The organism is Klebsiella electrica (assembly GCF_006711645.1).
GTDB classification, from domain to species: domain Bacteria; phylum Pseudomonadota; class Gammaproteobacteria; order Enterobacterales; family Enterobacteriaceae; genus Klebsiella; species Klebsiella electrica.
This window is the reverse complement of the sequence record NZ_CP041247.1, coordinates 1,856,046-1,871,755: the sequence shown is the minus strand read 5'-3', so window position 1 is coordinate 1,871,755 and position 15,710 is coordinate 1,856,046. Positions and strand designations below refer to the sequence as shown.

At 57.4% G+C, this 15,710-nt stretch carries 7 protein-coding genes and 1 tRNA gene; 3 read left to right on the top strand and 5 right to left on the bottom strand.

The genetic code is table 11. From position 1 onward, the window contains the following. Positions 1 to 101: 101 nt before the first annotated feature. Positions 102 to 1,019, bottom strand: coding sequence for a nitrogen assimilation transcriptional regulator NAC (nac, locus tag Electrica_RS08795; protein WP_100684126.1), 918 nt, complete (start codon positions 1,017 to 1,019; stop codon positions 102 to 104). Between the two features lie 329 nt (positions 1,020 to 1,348). On the opposite strand from nac, the gene Electrica_RS08790 reads away from it, so the two are divergent. After that, a tRNA-Asn gene (locus Electrica_RS08790) sits at positions 1,349 to 1,424 on the top strand. 395 nt (positions 1,425 to 1,819) lie between these two features. Here Electrica_RS08790 and ybtS read toward each other — a convergent pair. From ybtS to ybtP, 4 genes are read right to left on the bottom strand one after another with little or no spacing between them, the layout of a single operon-like run. Further along, positions 1,820 to 3,130 carry a yersiniabactin biosynthesis salicylate synthase Irp9/YbtS gene (gene ybtS, locus Electrica_RS08785; protein ID WP_141964303.1) on the bottom strand — a complete coding sequence of 437 codons (1,311 nt, stop codon included), beginning with the start codon at positions 3,128 to 3,130 and terminating at the stop codon, positions 1,820 to 1,822. Positions 3,131 to 3,157: 27 nt separating this feature from the next. After that, on the bottom strand, positions 3,158 to 4,438 hold the full coding sequence (gene ybtX, locus Electrica_RS08780) for a yersiniabactin-associated zinc MFS transporter YbtX (protein WP_141964302.1): 1,281 nt from the start codon (positions 4,436 to 4,438) through the stop codon (positions 3,158 to 3,160). Next, positions 4,431 to 6,233: a yersiniabactin ABC transporter ATP-binding/permease protein YbtQ gene (gene ybtQ, locus Electrica_RS08775; protein WP_141964301.1), complete on the bottom strand. Its 1,803-nt coding sequence runs from the start codon at positions 6,231 to 6,233 to the stop codon at positions 4,431 to 4,433. Before ybtQ ends, ybtX begins: the two co-directional genes overlap by 8 nt. Then, on the bottom strand, positions 6,220 to 7,932 hold the full coding sequence (gene ybtP, locus Electrica_RS08770) for a yersiniabactin ABC transporter ATP-binding/permease protein YbtP (RefSeq protein ID WP_167686266.1): 1,713 nt from the start codon (positions 7,930 to 7,932) through the stop codon (positions 6,220 to 6,222). Before ybtP ends, ybtQ begins: the two co-directional genes overlap by 14 nt. Positions 7,933 to 8,387: 455 nt before the next feature. On the opposite strand from ybtP, the gene ybtA reads away from it, so the two are divergent. Beyond that, the gene (gene ybtA / locus Electrica_RS08760; RefSeq protein ID WP_141964299.1) at positions 8,388 to 9,347 is read left to right on the top strand and encodes a yersiniabactin transcriptional regulator YbtA; all 960 of its coding nucleotides are present in this window, start codon (positions 8,388 to 8,390) and stop codon (positions 9,345 to 9,347) included. A 190-nt stretch (positions 9,348 to 9,537) separates the two neighbouring features. Next, complete coding sequence (gene irp2 / locus Electrica_RS08755) at positions 9,538 to 15,660, top strand: yersiniabactin non-ribosomal peptide synthetase HMWP2 (protein WP_141964298.1); 6,123 nt, start codon at positions 9,538 to 9,540, stop codon at positions 15,658 to 15,660. Positions 15,661 to 15,710 lie beyond the last annotated feature (50 nt).

Genomic DNA, 15,710 nt, shown 5'->3' with positions numbered 1-15,710 from the left:
CCTCCGGGCTATCAGACATAACATATGCACTATTGTTAAAGTCTGTTGTCCTTACTAACAAATAATAAAAACCAGCAACTTATTCCTTTCAGGAATATAGATTAACTCACCAGCAACAATTCACGATTTTCCAGCGATGGACGACTCACCAGCGAAAGTAAAATCTCTTTCACCGCCTGCGCCTGCGGCGACAGGCTGCCTTTCGCCGACATGTTCAGAGATAAGGACAGGCTCATCGAAGGCGTACTGATCCGCGCCATCCAGCCGTTGGCCGCCCCACACAGCGAACGCGCGGCGGATTCTGGCAGTACGGTGACGCCCATTCCGCTGGCGATCGCCGCAGTTAGCGTCGTAATGGATTCGATTTCGCCGATAATCTTCGCCGACAAACGACGCAGCGTGAAGGCTTCCGTCACGCGCGCACGGACTGCGCTGTAATCACGCGGCAGGAACAGGTTCATCTCCGCCACCGCGGTCAGATCGACGCTCTGGCCTGGGCAATCGCGGGTTCCGACCAGATAAAGATCTTCTTTCAGCAGAGGCTGGCTGATGATACCAGCGACCGGCGAGCGCTCGTAAAGCACGGCCATATCCAGCTGGCCGCTGAGCAGTTTATCGTTAAGGACTGTTCCGCTACTTTCCTGCAGGTAGACCATCACTTCAGGCAGCTCATTGCGGACCGTCTGCAGCAGCGGCATGGTAATGGCAGAAGCCGCGGTCCCCGGCGCAAGGCCAATCGAGACCTGGCCGCTGAGCGTATGACCCACGTTATTTACCGCCAGCTGCGCCTGCTCGCACTGGCGCAGGATGGTGCGCGCATGGGTATAGAGTATCTTCCCGGCTTCGGTCGGCGTCACGCCGCGCTTTGTCCGAATCAGCAGCTGCTGGTCCAGTTCGCCTTCCAGGGTCGCCACCTGCTGGCTCAGCGCCGGTTGTGCGATGTGCAAGACTTCAGCAGCCTGGGTCAGACTGCCGATATCGACGATTTTTACAAAATACTTCAGTCGTCTTAAGTTCATTTTGCCTCCTGTAAGGAAAGCCAGTACCAACGCTGGCTATTGAGTTACAGAGGTTTTGCAATTTGCTTGCCAGTTTTTTCGCATCGGTGCAAAGGCCGCGCCAGGCGGCGTGATAAGCGATTCTGATAGCAATGGAGGATTTATTTGCCCGGTAAGCGGATTACGCTATGCCCCATTAGAGGTATACCCGCACCATAACGGTGCGTATTGATGGAAAATCGCGCAAGCGCACCCCCACTGCTGAAATTGTCAGCAATCAAACACATTCCGGTGATTCTGTCTTTGACAAGGCCATGCGCCGCCGTTAATATGCGCCCCGTTCACACGATTCCTCTGTAGTTCAGTCGGTAGAACGGCGGACTGTTAATCCGTATGTCACTGGTTCGAGTCCAGTCAGAGGAGCCATATTTAAGAAGCCCGCTTAAGGAAACTTAAGCGGGCTTTTTGCTTTGGCGTATCCTTATGAATCCTTATATCGCGTTGATTCAATAAGCTAGCGTGAAAATTTTCCCGGTGCGTTTTGATGTCATCCTCAGCATCGGAAAAATGCGTCGTCAAATCCGAACAGGTCAGTTCGATCGCCAATAAAACTCGTCATCTCATTGACCGACTGAAAGGGATTGAAGAAAAGTTCAGCGGGAAGTGGCTTCCTGCAGACGACAGGACCACGGTAATAACAAGCGCCAGGCCATCCATCAGGGATTAATCGACAGCAACCCGGTGACCAGTCGCGATGACATCGCCCATCGGCGCCACTCTTCCGCCCTTGTGCCAGAGGGACGATCGGAACGGCTTAGCAATCACTCCGATACCATGAGATAGGGCGCAATGCTCGCTAATTTCTCCCGGGTTTCCGTCAGTTCACGTTCCGGCGTAGATTGGGCAATGATCCCTGCTCCCGCCTGTATCCAGCACCGTTGACTGTCCTGAAATACGGAACGCAGGACTAACGCCGCATCGAAGCGCGCATCTTCCAGTAGCAGGATTGCGCCGGAATAGAGCTCTCGCGGGGTCTTCTCTATTCGCATAATGGCGTTCAGGGCAGCATTTTTAGGGATACCCGAGGCGGTAATCGACGGGAACAGCACGGTAAATGCATCCCAGGCATCTTTGTTTTCCGCAAGCTGACCGCTCACGCCAGACCCCAGATGCTGAACGCTGCCACGCTGGCGGACCGACATTAAATCTTCAACCACCACGCTGCCCGGCCGGCAAACCACCGCCAGTTCAGCAAGAGCTTCTTTGACAGAAAGGATATGCTCAAGCACCTCTTTACTGTCGTGCAGCAGCTCTGTCTCTTTCGCCTTATTTTGCTCCGGGCTTCCCATACGATCGCGGGTGCCCGCAAGCGGTTCAGTGACCACTTTATTGCCCGTCACTGACATCACCAGTTCCGGGCTAAAGCCCAGCGCCTCGCGCCCTTGCTGGCGGAACATAAACGACCGCGTGGGCGTGTTTGCCTGCCGCCCGTATAACAGCGTGGCGGGCATATCAATCCGTGATGGCAGGGGAATGGCGCGCGAGACAATCACTTTGACATACTCGCCACGGCGTATCTCCGCAACGGCGCGGGCAACTTGTTGTTTATACGCCTCACCATTGAGGGCGGTATCCACCACCAGTGGTGCGTTCTGCGTCGTTGTACCAGCCTCTTTCACCCACTCGCACAGACGTCGGCACCCGTCAGCGGAGTCCGCATAAACGGTGACATTTCCCTTTTCAAAAATAAGTTCTTCACGGGGAACGGTTAACGTCAGCAGCGGCCACTCGCCGGCGTCGAAGGCAATCCCCCGCACATGCGCCGCAAAGTTGAACCCAACCTGCCCATATACCCGACGCCCTTGCACCTGCGGATGCGCCATAAAACGACGCGCGCAGTCGACAATGGAATCCACCGCCCATTTTTGCTCCCCGGCATCATCAATGAATGTCGCCTGCGTTCCGTCGGCATTAATGTGCAACCGTGCCAGGCATCCTTTACCTAAATACCAACAGGGTTGACGCTCGTAGACATAGCACTCTTCTTCTGCGAACTGGCGTAAGACGCCAGAAATCGTCGGCAGCCATTGTTCCTCTGGTAGCGCCAGGTGTAAAAATTCACTGGTTTTCATCCCTTACCTCTCTGTGTTATTCCCGGTTCAATCAATTGAGCTGGTCATCAGTTTGCTTGCCGAATGCAGCCGGATATGGGCAACCCACGCCGCCAGTAACGTGAATATCCCGGCAAACAGGAAGCAGGCCGCATAGCCAAAATGTTGGGCCACAATGCCGCCGACAACGCCAGCCAGAATGGCGATTGCCGCGTCAGTACATTGAAAGAGGGTGAAGTCGACGCCGGCCTGTAAGGGTGATGAAAGCGACATCAGCGTGGCATAAAGACAGACCAGCGCGCAGGCCAGCGAAATGGACTGGATAATGACCAGACACTGGAGAACGGGCAGCAGCAGATGACCCGGCGCCATCATCAGCGTCACCACCACCGCCAGCAGTGCGATCCCCTGGACGCCATAAGCCGTCAACAGCGCTCTGCCGGGTGAGGTATATTTCATCAGCAATCCGCCGGCCAGCGTTCCTGCTATGCCCGCCGCAATATTACCGCCGCTAAACAGCGCACCCAGCGCTGACATACTCAGCCCATGATCCAACAACAGCGGCGCCAGAAGAGGCAGCACAAACCGCATACCGGAATTCAGCATCAATACCAGCAGTAAGCCCAGACGCGCCTGTCTTCGCCTTAGCGCATAACCTAACGCCGGAACATGCGGGACCGTCACCGTTCGCGTCGGCTCCGTAATGCGCCACAGCGGGAGTGACAACACCATAATCAGCAGCGCCATGATCAGCATGGCGACAGGCCAGCCGGATGCCGCCGACAGCATCAGGAACACCCCGCCACCGCACATCATCCCCAGATAGCTACCGCCAACCTGCACGCTGTTTCCCCAGCCATAACCTGCGCGGGTCAGCTGATCGACGCAAAAACCGTCGCTGGCAATATCAATGGTGGAGGCGACCGTGCCTGCCACCATGAACAGAACAAATAACGCCACGATTTGCGTATCGGGAAATCCCCCTTCTCGCCCGAACCAGCCGATCGCTGCGGCCATCATCAGGAGCGCCGCTAACGCGACCTGACCACGCAGGATTAACAGGCGGGAACGGCGCTCCGGGCTATCGGGCGGGAGCCGCCAGCGCTCGATCCACGGCGCCCAAATAAACTTCAGCGCCCAGGGCAACATAAACAGCGTTGTCGCACCAGCAAGCGCCAGCGATCCGCCGGCAGCGCGCACCAGCGCGGGTAAGGACTGCATAGACAGCGCCGATACCAGACTCTGCGTCACATAAACGCCGGCAATAGCAAAAATCACCCGCTCGGTTGTTAACGTCAGCGGTTTCACCTGCGGCTGAACATCACTCATGCTCCGACTCCTCCATCGCGCAAACCCCTTCGTCGCGCCACGCGCGCGCGGCCATTTGCGCTTGCCACAGCGCCTGATAACGTCCATGACGGGAGAGCAATTGCGCGTGAGTGCCCTGCTCAACCACGCGCCCCTCTTCCACCACCAGGATGTTTCCCGCTCCGGCGATGGTGGATAAACGGTGGGCGATAATAATCACCGTCCGGTTGTGAACCAGGTTATCGATAGCTTTCTGTACCGCCAGTTCGCTTTCAATATCCAGCGCGGCGGTCGGTTCATCAAGAATGACGACCGGCGCATTTTTCAATAACGCTCGGGCAATGGAAATCCGCTGGCGCTCGCCGCCCGATAACTGCCCCCCCATCTCACCCATTGGCGTCAACCAACCTTGCGGAAGACGGGAAATAAACTCAAGGCACTGCGCCGCGCGAGCGGCTTCCTCCACCTCCTGCTGCGTCGCCTGTGGGCGCGCGATACGGATATTCGCTAGCAGCGTGTCATCAAACAGCCAGACATCCTGGAAAACAACAGAAATCAGGCTATTGAGCTGTTCTGGCCTCAGGCGGCGAATATCGACGCCGCCAATAGAAATCTGCCCTTGCTGCGGATCGGCATAGCGCATTAACAGTTTAGTGACCGTGGTTTTGCCTGCGCCGGAGGCACCCACCAGCGCGCTCATACTGGCTGCCGGGAACGTCAAAGAAACATTATTAAGCGCGTGACCGTCGCCTTCTTCGTAGTGATAGCTGACGTTGTCAAAGCGGATATCGTAACGTTCCGGCAGCTCGCTTTGTTCTGTGACGGGAAGCGGCGCAATCGCCATAAACTGCTCAATCCGCTGGAGGGCGCTGGCGATCAGTTCCACGACCGAGGTGTAGCTGATAAACATCGCCATCGGTTCTGCGAAGCGCATAATCATCGCGACGGCGGCAATCAGGAAGGCGAGGTTCAGGGTCCCCGTCACCACCCAGACGATCCCGGATAACACCACCACCTGCAGACCCAGCTCGACGACGCTGGCGATCAACATCGTCGCGCCAGCGCTCTGACGGTGAGTGCGGGTCTGTACGTTTTCCAGCACATCGAAATGTGCCAGCAGCGCCCGGCTTTTATCGGCATCGCTACCGCAGGTACGCAATACCATCATCCCCTGAGCAAATTCAACGATATCACCGCTCAGTTGCTGATGCGCTTTCCCCAGCATCTGCATCTGTCGCCGCATCGCCGGACGGCGCCAGTAATAAAACGGCACCAGCAGAGGGAAGACCAATAGCATCACCAGCCCCAGCCGCCAGTCTATCCACAAAGTCGCCAGCGACGCCGTCAATGGCGTAACAAGGGTGAGTAACAAAATATTGGCTATCGCAATAACATAATTAAGGTTTTCATCCACGCTGCCCAGCAGCAAAGCGTTCATTTCCCCTGCCCGTCCGCGCTGGAGTTTCTCCAGCGGCACGCGGCGTAATTGCTCGCCCAGGCGCAGACGTAACTCATGGGTGGCCTGCGCCAGATGGCCGCGGTATTCAAAGCCCAGGCCATGCCAACGTAGCGCCAGCGTCACAATCGCGGCAACGCTGAAGGCCACTGCCCAGTTGAGAAGTGACGGTGCATCCCCCCGTAACAGCGCATCAATGATCGGATAAAGACAGGCAAAGGCGATCCCCTGCATGAATGCCGCCAGCAATAGCGCCAGCATACTGCGCCGCAGCATCCCGGCCTGGCTGCCAACGCTGGAGATAAGCTGACGCCAGATGACGCGCCAAGCCAGGTTATCCGCAGGATTATTGTCTTTCATTTTCCACTCCCTCTTCCTGTACGCCACCCGGTACCCAACGCTGCGCCTGCTGATAGTGGTGCCAGAGCCGTTGATACAAGCCGCCCTGTTCCAGGAGTTGCGCATGGTTGCCCATTTCCCTGAGCCGCCCGTCGGAAAACAGCAATATCACATCAGCCTGAGTCACCATTGAGAGGCGATGCGCGACCATGATGACCGTCCGGCCGCGCATCGCCGCCGCCAGCGCCTTGATAAGCGCGGCTTCGTTTTCCGGGTCAGCAAACGCCGTCGCCTCATCGAGCACCAGGATGGGGCGGTCCTGCAAAAGCGCCCGGGCGATGGTGATGCGCTGTCGCTGACCGCCGGAGAGAAATACCCCGCGCTCCCCGACTCGCGTGTTGTACCCCTCTGGCAGTGCGCTAATAAATTCATGGGCCTGCGCCACCCTGGCCGCCGCGACCACCGCCTCCAGCGGCGTATCCGGCGCGCCCAGACGAATGTTATTGGCGATTGTGTCGGCAAAAAGGAAGTTGTCCTGAAACACAAAAGAGAGTTGCTTCATCAGGGTGTTCGTCTGCATATCGCGAAGATCCACGCCGCCAATACGGATATGGCCTTTGTCGGGATCGGCGTAACGCAGCAGCAAGCGTGCCACGGTGCTTTTTCCGGCGCCGCTTGGCCCGACCAGCGCCACAATTTGCCCGGCAGGTACATGAAAGCTCACCTCCTGCAACGCGGCATCAGCGCGCGCTTGCGGATAATGGAAGCTCACCTGCTCAAAGGTAATACTCGCCTCTTTCGGCTGTTGGTCAGATAGCGGCAGCGATAACTCCGGCATTGCGAGAACCTGATAAATACGCTGAATGCTTAAACGCGTTTGCGCGACCAGGTTATTGAGCATCATCATTGGCATCACGGCTTCGGCCATTCCGCTGCCGAGCAGTAAAACGGCCACCCACGCGATAAAGTCGAAACCGCCATAGTGCAACAGGCCGTATCCCGACCAGATCAGGACAAATAAGGTCGGGAGAGGATTCAGAATCGAGAATGAAAAACGTGCTGAAAAACCGGCTTTGCGATACCAGGTTTTGAGCACGCCAACCCACTCTTCAAGGGCATGTTGGTAGCGCAAAAAACTGCTGCTGCCGCTGTCAAACGTTCTCACTACGGGCATGGCCTGCACGAACTCAATAACCGCCGCGCTGACTTGCTCGCGCGCCTGATGATAACGCTGGGCCAAATCTTCCGAACGCTGGCGGGCGAGCACGAGAACAACCGAGCCAAACGCCAGTACCCCCAGCGTCGCGATAGCCAGCCGCCAGTCCAGCCAGAACAAGATAACGATAGTCGCCAGCGGCATGATGACCGCGCGGGCGTAGAGCGGCGTGCTGTCAGCCACAAAAATATGTAACGACTTCACATCATCCAGCATCACTTTCGCCACTGATCCGCTGCCCATTTGCTGTAACGCGCCAGGCGAAAGCTGCAATGCTTTACGGGCTAACCTGCTGCGCAGAATGTTCTCCAGATGAAAAGCCGCGTAATGAGAGATATTGAATGCCTGCAGGCGCAGGACAAAAGTCAATACCACGCAGCCAATCAGGCCACTCAGCGGCCAGACAGGAATCGCGTCAGGCGTCGCGCGGATGTCGCGCAGACTCCACGCCAGAAAAAGGAGCGCTCCCAGGCTGGTTAATGCCGCCAGCCCCGCCAGCGCCATCGCTAAAATAACCTTCCGGCGAACCGGTGTAATCACCTGCCAGAGCGGAAATCGGGATAGCGATTCAGTATTTGATGATTGAGATGACATGGGAATGGCTGAATTTCCTGATGAATTTTTACGCACACCAAAAACGACAATTCACAGTGGCGTTCTGATAATTAATGTGAATAATAACCATTATCAATTACTCATCTACCCCATTCGGTTCTATTTTTACCCTAAATAGTTCGAGTTGCAGGAAGGCGGCAAGCGAGGGAATCCCAGAAATTTATAGCAATCATTGACGGGGGGGCGGGACAAATCTGTCTGGAACAGAGTTGAATGCCGTGTCGCGGCGGCCCGTCAGGGTGAGGCTCATGAATGAGCCGAGTAACCCAATCAACGCACATGCAGCTTGAAGTATGACGGGTATATACCCGCATTGGACTAAGCCACAGGGAGATAACCAGGTCATGACGGAGTCACCACAAACGCAATCTGAAATCTCTATTCATCAGTTGGTAGTCGGGAAACCCGTAAAGGATGGCAATATTCCTGCCCAGTGTGAACTGCTACGCTGTTCGTTGCAGGAAGGGATGGATATTTTGCTCTGGAGGGGGAATTTTGCGCGGCCTGAGACGTTGCAGCTACATGACGATCTGGGCAGGATTAACTTCTCGTGCATTCTGGAAGGCACATCTCACTTTGCTATCCAGGGACTCAGACGCCATACCGACTGGGAGCTTGCGCGTAATCGCCATTACATTACCCATACGCCCGGCTGCCGCGGCAGCGCCTCCTATTGTGGCCGCTTCGAGAGCATTACGCTCTCCTTCAGCCCTGAAACCCTCGCGCTGTGGGTGCCGGATATTAGCGCGGTCATTAAGAAGAAGATCGACTCCCACTGCTGCTGTCAGCAGCAGCGTTGTAATGCTGAAACCCACTTAACGGCTCAAGCCTTGCGTCACGCGCTGATGCGGATGCACAGCGGCTTCAGTCATGAACAAAAGCCGTCGACGCTTTGGCTACAGGGACAAAGTCTGGTGATGCTCAGTCTGGTGCTGGATGAACATCGCGAAGACACCGGTTGCCTCTCCTGCCACTTCAACCCAATGGAACGCCAGAAACTGCTGCGAGCGAAGGATCTGCTGCTGGCAGACCTGACGCAAGCACCGGGTGTCGCAGAGCTGGCCAGAGAGTCCGGTCTGAGCGTGCTCAAAATTAAGCGGGGGTTCCGCGTTATGTTCAACAACAGCGTCTATGGTCTGTTTCAGGCAGAACGCATGCAGGAAGCCAGAAGACGCCTGGCCAATGGCAATACCTCGGTCATGACGGTGGCAGCCGATCTGGGCTATGCCAACGCCAGCCATTTCTCTGCCGCCTTCCAGAAACAGTTTGGTGTTACCCCTTCGACCTTTAAACGCGTGATGTAATCGGGGTTGTCTCCTCATCAATTCCTCCCTGACAGAGGCCCGGATATCCCATCCGGACCTCTGCGCTTTCTGCCTGCCGCCAACCCGAAACGGGCATAAATAAACCCGTTTCGGGTAGCACTTAATTGTTAATAATTATTATTCTCATATAGACAATGCTTTTTGGTAAGACGTGCCATCAGGAGGAAGAATGATTTCTGGCGCACCCTCTCAGGATTCGCTGTTACCGGGCAACCGCCACACGGCTGATTACCAACAATTACGCGAGCGGCTCATGCAGGAGTTGAATTTAACGCCGCAGCAGTTACATGAAGAGAGCAATCTGATCCAGGCCGGCCTGGATTCAATCAGGTTGATGAGATGGTTACACTGGTTCCGTAAAAAAGGCTATCGCCTTACCCTTCGCGAACTGTATGCCGCCCCCACGCTGGCCGCATGGCGTCAGTTGATGCGCAGCCGTAGTGTTGAAAAACCGGACGACGAAACACCGCCGGACGAAACCGCCTGGCCGAAGATGGCTGAAAGTACCCCCTTCCCTCTGACGCCGGTACAGCACGCCTACCTGACGGGCCGTATGCCGGGACAGACGCTTGGCGGCGTGGGGTGCCACCTGTATCAGGAGTTTGCAGGCCATTGTCTGACGGCGTCGCAGCTGGAGCAGGCCATCACGACCTTGCTGCAACGCCACCCGATGCTGCATATCGCCTTTCGCCCCGACGGGCAGCAGGTCTGGTTGCCGCAACCTTACTGGAACGGCGTCACCCTTCATGATTTACGCCATAATGATGCTGAAAGCCGCGAGGCCTATCTGCAAGCGCTACGCCAGCGCCTGAGCCACCGTCTTTTACGCGTGGAGATCGGCGAAACGTTTGATTTTCAGCTAACGCTCTTACCGGACAATCGCCACCGCCTCCATGTCAATATTGACCTGTTGATTATGGATGCCTCCAGCTTTACGCTTTTCTTCGATGAACTCAATGCACTGCTGGCCGGAGAATCGCTATCGGCTATCGACACCGGCTATGATTTCCGCTCGTATTTACTGCACCAGCAGAAGATTAATCAACCGCTGAGAGACGAAGCGCGCGCCTACTGGCTGGCGAAAGCACCGACGCTTCCTCCCGCGCCTGTCTTGCCGCTGGCCTGCGAGCCCGCCACGCTACGTGAAGTCCGTAATACCCGGCGCCGCATGATTGTCCCGGCAAAACGTTGGCACGTCTTTAGCCAACGGGCTGGCGAATATGGCGTCACGCCGACAATGGCACTGGCGACCTGTTTTTCCGCCATTCTGGCTCGCTGGGGCGGCCTGACGCGTCTGCTGCTTAACATCACCTTATTCGACCGCCAGCCGCTGCACCCGGCGGTTGACGCAATGCTTGCCGACTTCACCAATATTCTTTTGCTGGATACCGCCTGCGACGGCGATACCGTCAGCAACCTGGCGCGGAAAAACCAGCTGACGTTTACTGAAGACTGGGAGCATCGCCACTGGTCCGGCGTCGAACTGCTCCGTGAACTCAAACGCCAGCAGCGCTACCCCCACGGCGCCCCGGTGGTATTTACCAGCAATCTGGGGCGTTCCCTCTACAGCAGTCGCGCAGAGTCACCGTTGGGCGAGCCTGAATGGGGCATCTCGCAAACGCCGCAGGTCTGGATAGATCATCTGGCGTTCGAGCATCAAGGCGAGGTCTGGCTGCAATGGGACAGCAACGACGCGCTGTTCCCTCCGGCCTTAGTCGAGACGTTGTTCGACGCCTACTGCCAGCTGATTAACCAGCTCTGCGATGACGAAACCGCCTGGCAAAAGCCGTTCGCCGATATGATGCCCGCCAGCCAGCGCGCGATACGCGAACGGGCCAACGCCACCGACGGCCCCATTCCCAAAGGCTTGCTGCATGAAGGCATTTTCCGTATCGCTCTGCAACAGCCGCAGGCGCTGGCGGTGACGGACATGCGTTATCAGTGGAGTTATCGTGAGCTGACAGACTACGCCCACCGTTGCGCGGGCAGGTTAATTGAGTGCGGGGTTCAGCCCGGCGACAATGTGGCTATCACGATGTCGAAAGGCGCGGGACAACTTGTTGCCGTTCTGGCCGTCCTGCTGGCCGGTGCGGTTTACGTTCCGGTTTCGCTGGACCAGCCCGCCGCCCGGCGCGAGAAAATCTACGCTGACGCCAGCGTCCGGCTGGTGCTCATTTGCCAGCACGACGCCGGCGTCTGGTCAGATGCAATACCCGTCCTTGCCTGGCAGCAGGCCATTGAGGCGAAGCCGATCGCCAACCCGGTGGCACGCGCCTCCACGCAACCGGCCTACATTATCTACACCTCCGGTTCTACCGGCACGCCGAAAGGCGTAGTCATTTCGCACCGGGGAGCGCTCAACACCTGTTGCGACATCAATAGCCGCTATCAGGTTGGCCCCGGAGACAGGATGCTGGCGCTGTCCGCCCTGCATTTTGACTTATCGGTTTACGACATTTTTGGCGTGCTGAGCGCCGGTGGCGCGCTGGTTATGGTGATGGAAAATCAACGGCGCGATCCTCACGCATGGTGTGAGCTGATCCAACACCATCATGTCACGCTCTGGAACAGCGTCCCGGCGCTGTTCGATATGCTGCTGACCTGGTGTGAAGGTTTCGCCGACGCCACGCCGGAAAATCTGCGCGCGGTGATGCTTTCCGGCGACTGGATCGGTCTTGCGCTCCCCGCCCGTTATCGGGCCTTCCGGCCGCAAGGACAATTTATCGCCATGGGCGGCGCCACCGAGGCGTCGATCTGGTCTAACGTCTGCGAGGTTAAGCAGGTCTCTGACCACTGGCGTGCCATCCCTTACGGTTTTCCTCTAACCAACCAACGCTACCGGGTGGTGGATGAACAGAACCGGGACTGCCCTGACTGGGTGTCAGGTGAATTATGGATTGGCGGCATCGGGGTCGCGGAAGGCTATTTCAACGATCCCCTGCGCAGCGAGCAGCAATTTTTGACGCTCTCCGGCGAGCGCTGGTATCGCACCGGCGATCTCGGCTGCTACTGGCCAGACGGCACAATCGAGTTCCTCGGTCGTCGTGACAAGCAGGTCAAAGTCGGAGGATATCGCATCGAGCTGGGCGAAATAGAAAACGCGCTCAGCCAGCTGACGGGCGTGAAACAATCAACCGTGGTGGCTGTTGGCGAAAAAGAAAAGACGCTGGTGGCATATGTTGTTCCTCAAGGCGAGGATTTTTGCGTTACCCATCATCGAGACCCGGCACTACCGCAGGCATGGCACGTGCTTGCGGGCGCATTGCCCTGTTGCACGCTCTCGCCAGAGATATCCGCCGAACAGGTCGCCGATTTCCTTCAGCATCGGCTGTTAAAACTGAAACCGGGTCAAACCCCTGGCGCCGATCCACTCTCCCTGATGAACGCACTCGCTATCCAGCCACGCTGGCAGGCCGTGGTGGAGCGCTGGTTAGCATTTCTCGTTACGCAACAGCGCCTGAAGCCCGTAGCTGAAGGGTATCAAGTCTGCGCTCATGAAGAACGCGAGGATGAACACCCGCATTTCAGCGGGCATGATGTCACCTTAGCGCAAATTCTTCGCGGCGCCCGCGACGAACTGTCATTACTGAACGATGCCCGGTGGTCGCCGGAAAATCTGGCCTTCGACCATCCGGCCAGCGCCCGGTATATTCAGGAACTGGCGACAATTTGCCAACGGCTTGCGCCACGTTTACAGCGCCCGGTACGCCTGCTTGAGGTGGGAACCCGCACTGGCCGCGCCGCAGAATCGCTGTTAACACAGCTTAATGCTGAACAGATTGAGTATGTCGGGCTTGAGCATAGCCAGGAGATGCTGCTGAACGCCCGGCAGAGGCTTTCTCCCTGGTCCGACGCCCGGCTGCTCCCCTGGCATGCAGACACGCTGGCGGCGCACGCCCACTCGGCGGACATTATCTGGCTTAACAACGCTCTGCATCGTCTGTTGCCAGAAGACCCCGCTCTCGTGGCAACATTACAACAGCTTGCCGCCCCCGGCGCACTGCTCTACGTAATGGAGTTTCGTCAGTTAACGCCGTCTGCCCTGCTCAGCACGCTCCTGTTAACCGATGGGCAGCCGGAGGCTTTGCTGCATAACAGCGCCGACTGGGCGGCATTATTTACCGCCGCCGCTTTCAACTGCCAGCATGGCGATGAGGTCGCGGGGTTGCAACGCTTCCTCGTGCAATGTCCTGATAGCCAGGTGCGTCGCGATCCTCGTAAACTTCAGGCCGCCCTCGCCGAACGCTTGCCGGGGTGGATGGTGCCGCAACGAATTGTCTTCCTCGATGCCCTACCGCTGACGGCTAACGGGAAAATTGACTATCAGGCGCTGAAGCAGCGTCATACCCCGGAAGCGGAAAACCGGGCCGAGGCGGATTTACCTCGGGGCGACATTGAAAAACAGGTTGCCACCCTCTGGCAGCAACTCTTATCGACTGGCCCCGTCACCAGAGAGACCGACTTCTTCCAGCAAGGCGGCGATAGTTTGCTGGCTACCCGTCTGACCGGGCAACTCCGTCAGGCAGGTTACGAAGCGCAATTAAGCGACCTGTTTAATCAGCCCCGACTGGCAGATTTTGCCGCCACGCTGCGTAAAATCGACGTTCCTGTCGAACAACAATTTGTCCACTCCCCTGAAGAACGCTACCAGCCCTTTGCGCTTACCGACGTGCAGCAGGCTTACCTGGTGGGGCGTCAGCCGGGCTTTGCCCTGGGCGGCATCGGCTCTCACTTCTTTGTTGAATTTGAAATTGCCGAACTGGACATCACCCGGCTGGAGACGGTCTGGAACCGATTAATCGCCCGCCACGATATGCTGCGCGCCGTTGTGCGTGATGGTCAACAGCAGGTTCTCGCACAGACGCCCCCTTGGGTAATACCCACGCACACCTTCCATACGCCTGAAGAGGCGTTGCGGGTACGGGAAAAACTGGCGCATCAGGTACTCAATTCCGAAGTCTGGCCGGTATTCGATCTCCAGGCCGGATTTGTGGACGGGATGCCCGCCCGACTGTGGCTGTGTCTGGATAACCTGCTGCTGGACGGGCTGAGCATGCAGATCCTGTTGACGGAGCTGGAACACGGCTATCGCTATCCGCAACAGCTCCCTCCACCGCTTCCCGTCACCTTCAGGGATTATCTGCAGCAATCCTCGCTCCAGTCACCCAATGCAGACTCTCTGGCCTGGTGGCAGGCGCGGCTTGATGATATTCCGCCAGCGCCTGCGTTGCCGCTGCGCTGCTTGCCTCAGGAGGTTGAGGCGCCGCGCTTCACTCGCCTGAACGGTGCCATGGACAGTGCGTGCTGGCGTCGTCTGAAAAAACGGGCGGCTGACGCACACCTCACCCCATCGGCCGTGCTGTTGTCCGTATGGTCAACGGTTCTCTCTGCATGGAGTGCGCAGCCTGAGTTCACGCTTAACCTTACGCTTTTCGACAGACGACCACTGCACCCGCAAATCAACCAGATCCTCGGCGATTTCACCTCGCTGATGCTGCTGAGCTGGCATCCCGGCGAGAGCTGGTTGCACAGCGCGCAGTTACTGCAGCAGCAACTGAGCCAAAACCTCAGCCACCGCGATGTGTCGGCAATCCGCGTAATGCGTCAACTGGCGCAGCGGCAAAACGTGCCCGCCGTTTCGATGCCCGTCGTCTTTACCAGCGCGCTGGGCTTTGAACAGGATAACTTCCTTGCCCGGCGTAATCTGCTCAAGCCGGTCTGGGGCATTTCCCAGACGCCGCAGGTCTGGCTCGATCACCAGGTTTATGAGTCCGAAGGCGAACTGCGCTTCAACTGGGATTTTGTCGCTGCCCTGTTTCCTTCGGGCCAGGTGGAACGCCAGTTTGAACAGTATTGCGCATTGCTCAACCGGATGGCCGAGGATGAAAGCGCCTGGCAACGGCCGCTTGCCGCGCTGGTGCCCCCCGCTGAGCACGAGGGGCAACGCGCAGAGCGCCCACAGCGCGTATGCCCTGAGCACGCTCAGCCACACGGTGCGGCGGACGAGCGCACGGTCAGCCTGATTTGCGACACCTTCCGCGAAGTGGTTGGCGTGCCTGTCACACCAGTTGAAAACTTCTTTGAGGCGGGCGCAACGTCGCTGAATCTGGTGCAACTGCACGTTTTATTACAGCGTCACGAATTTTCCACCCTGACGTTGCTGGATCTCTTCACCCACCCTTCTCCTGCCGCCCTGGCTGATTATCTGACCGGCATCGCCTCGGTGGAGAAAACCCAACGCCCTCGCCCTGTTCGCCGTCGTCAGCGACGGATACAGCGCGAAGCAAACTGATTTTCCCCGGAACGCTATCGTGCATACATGGCGTTCCATTGACTTTGTGA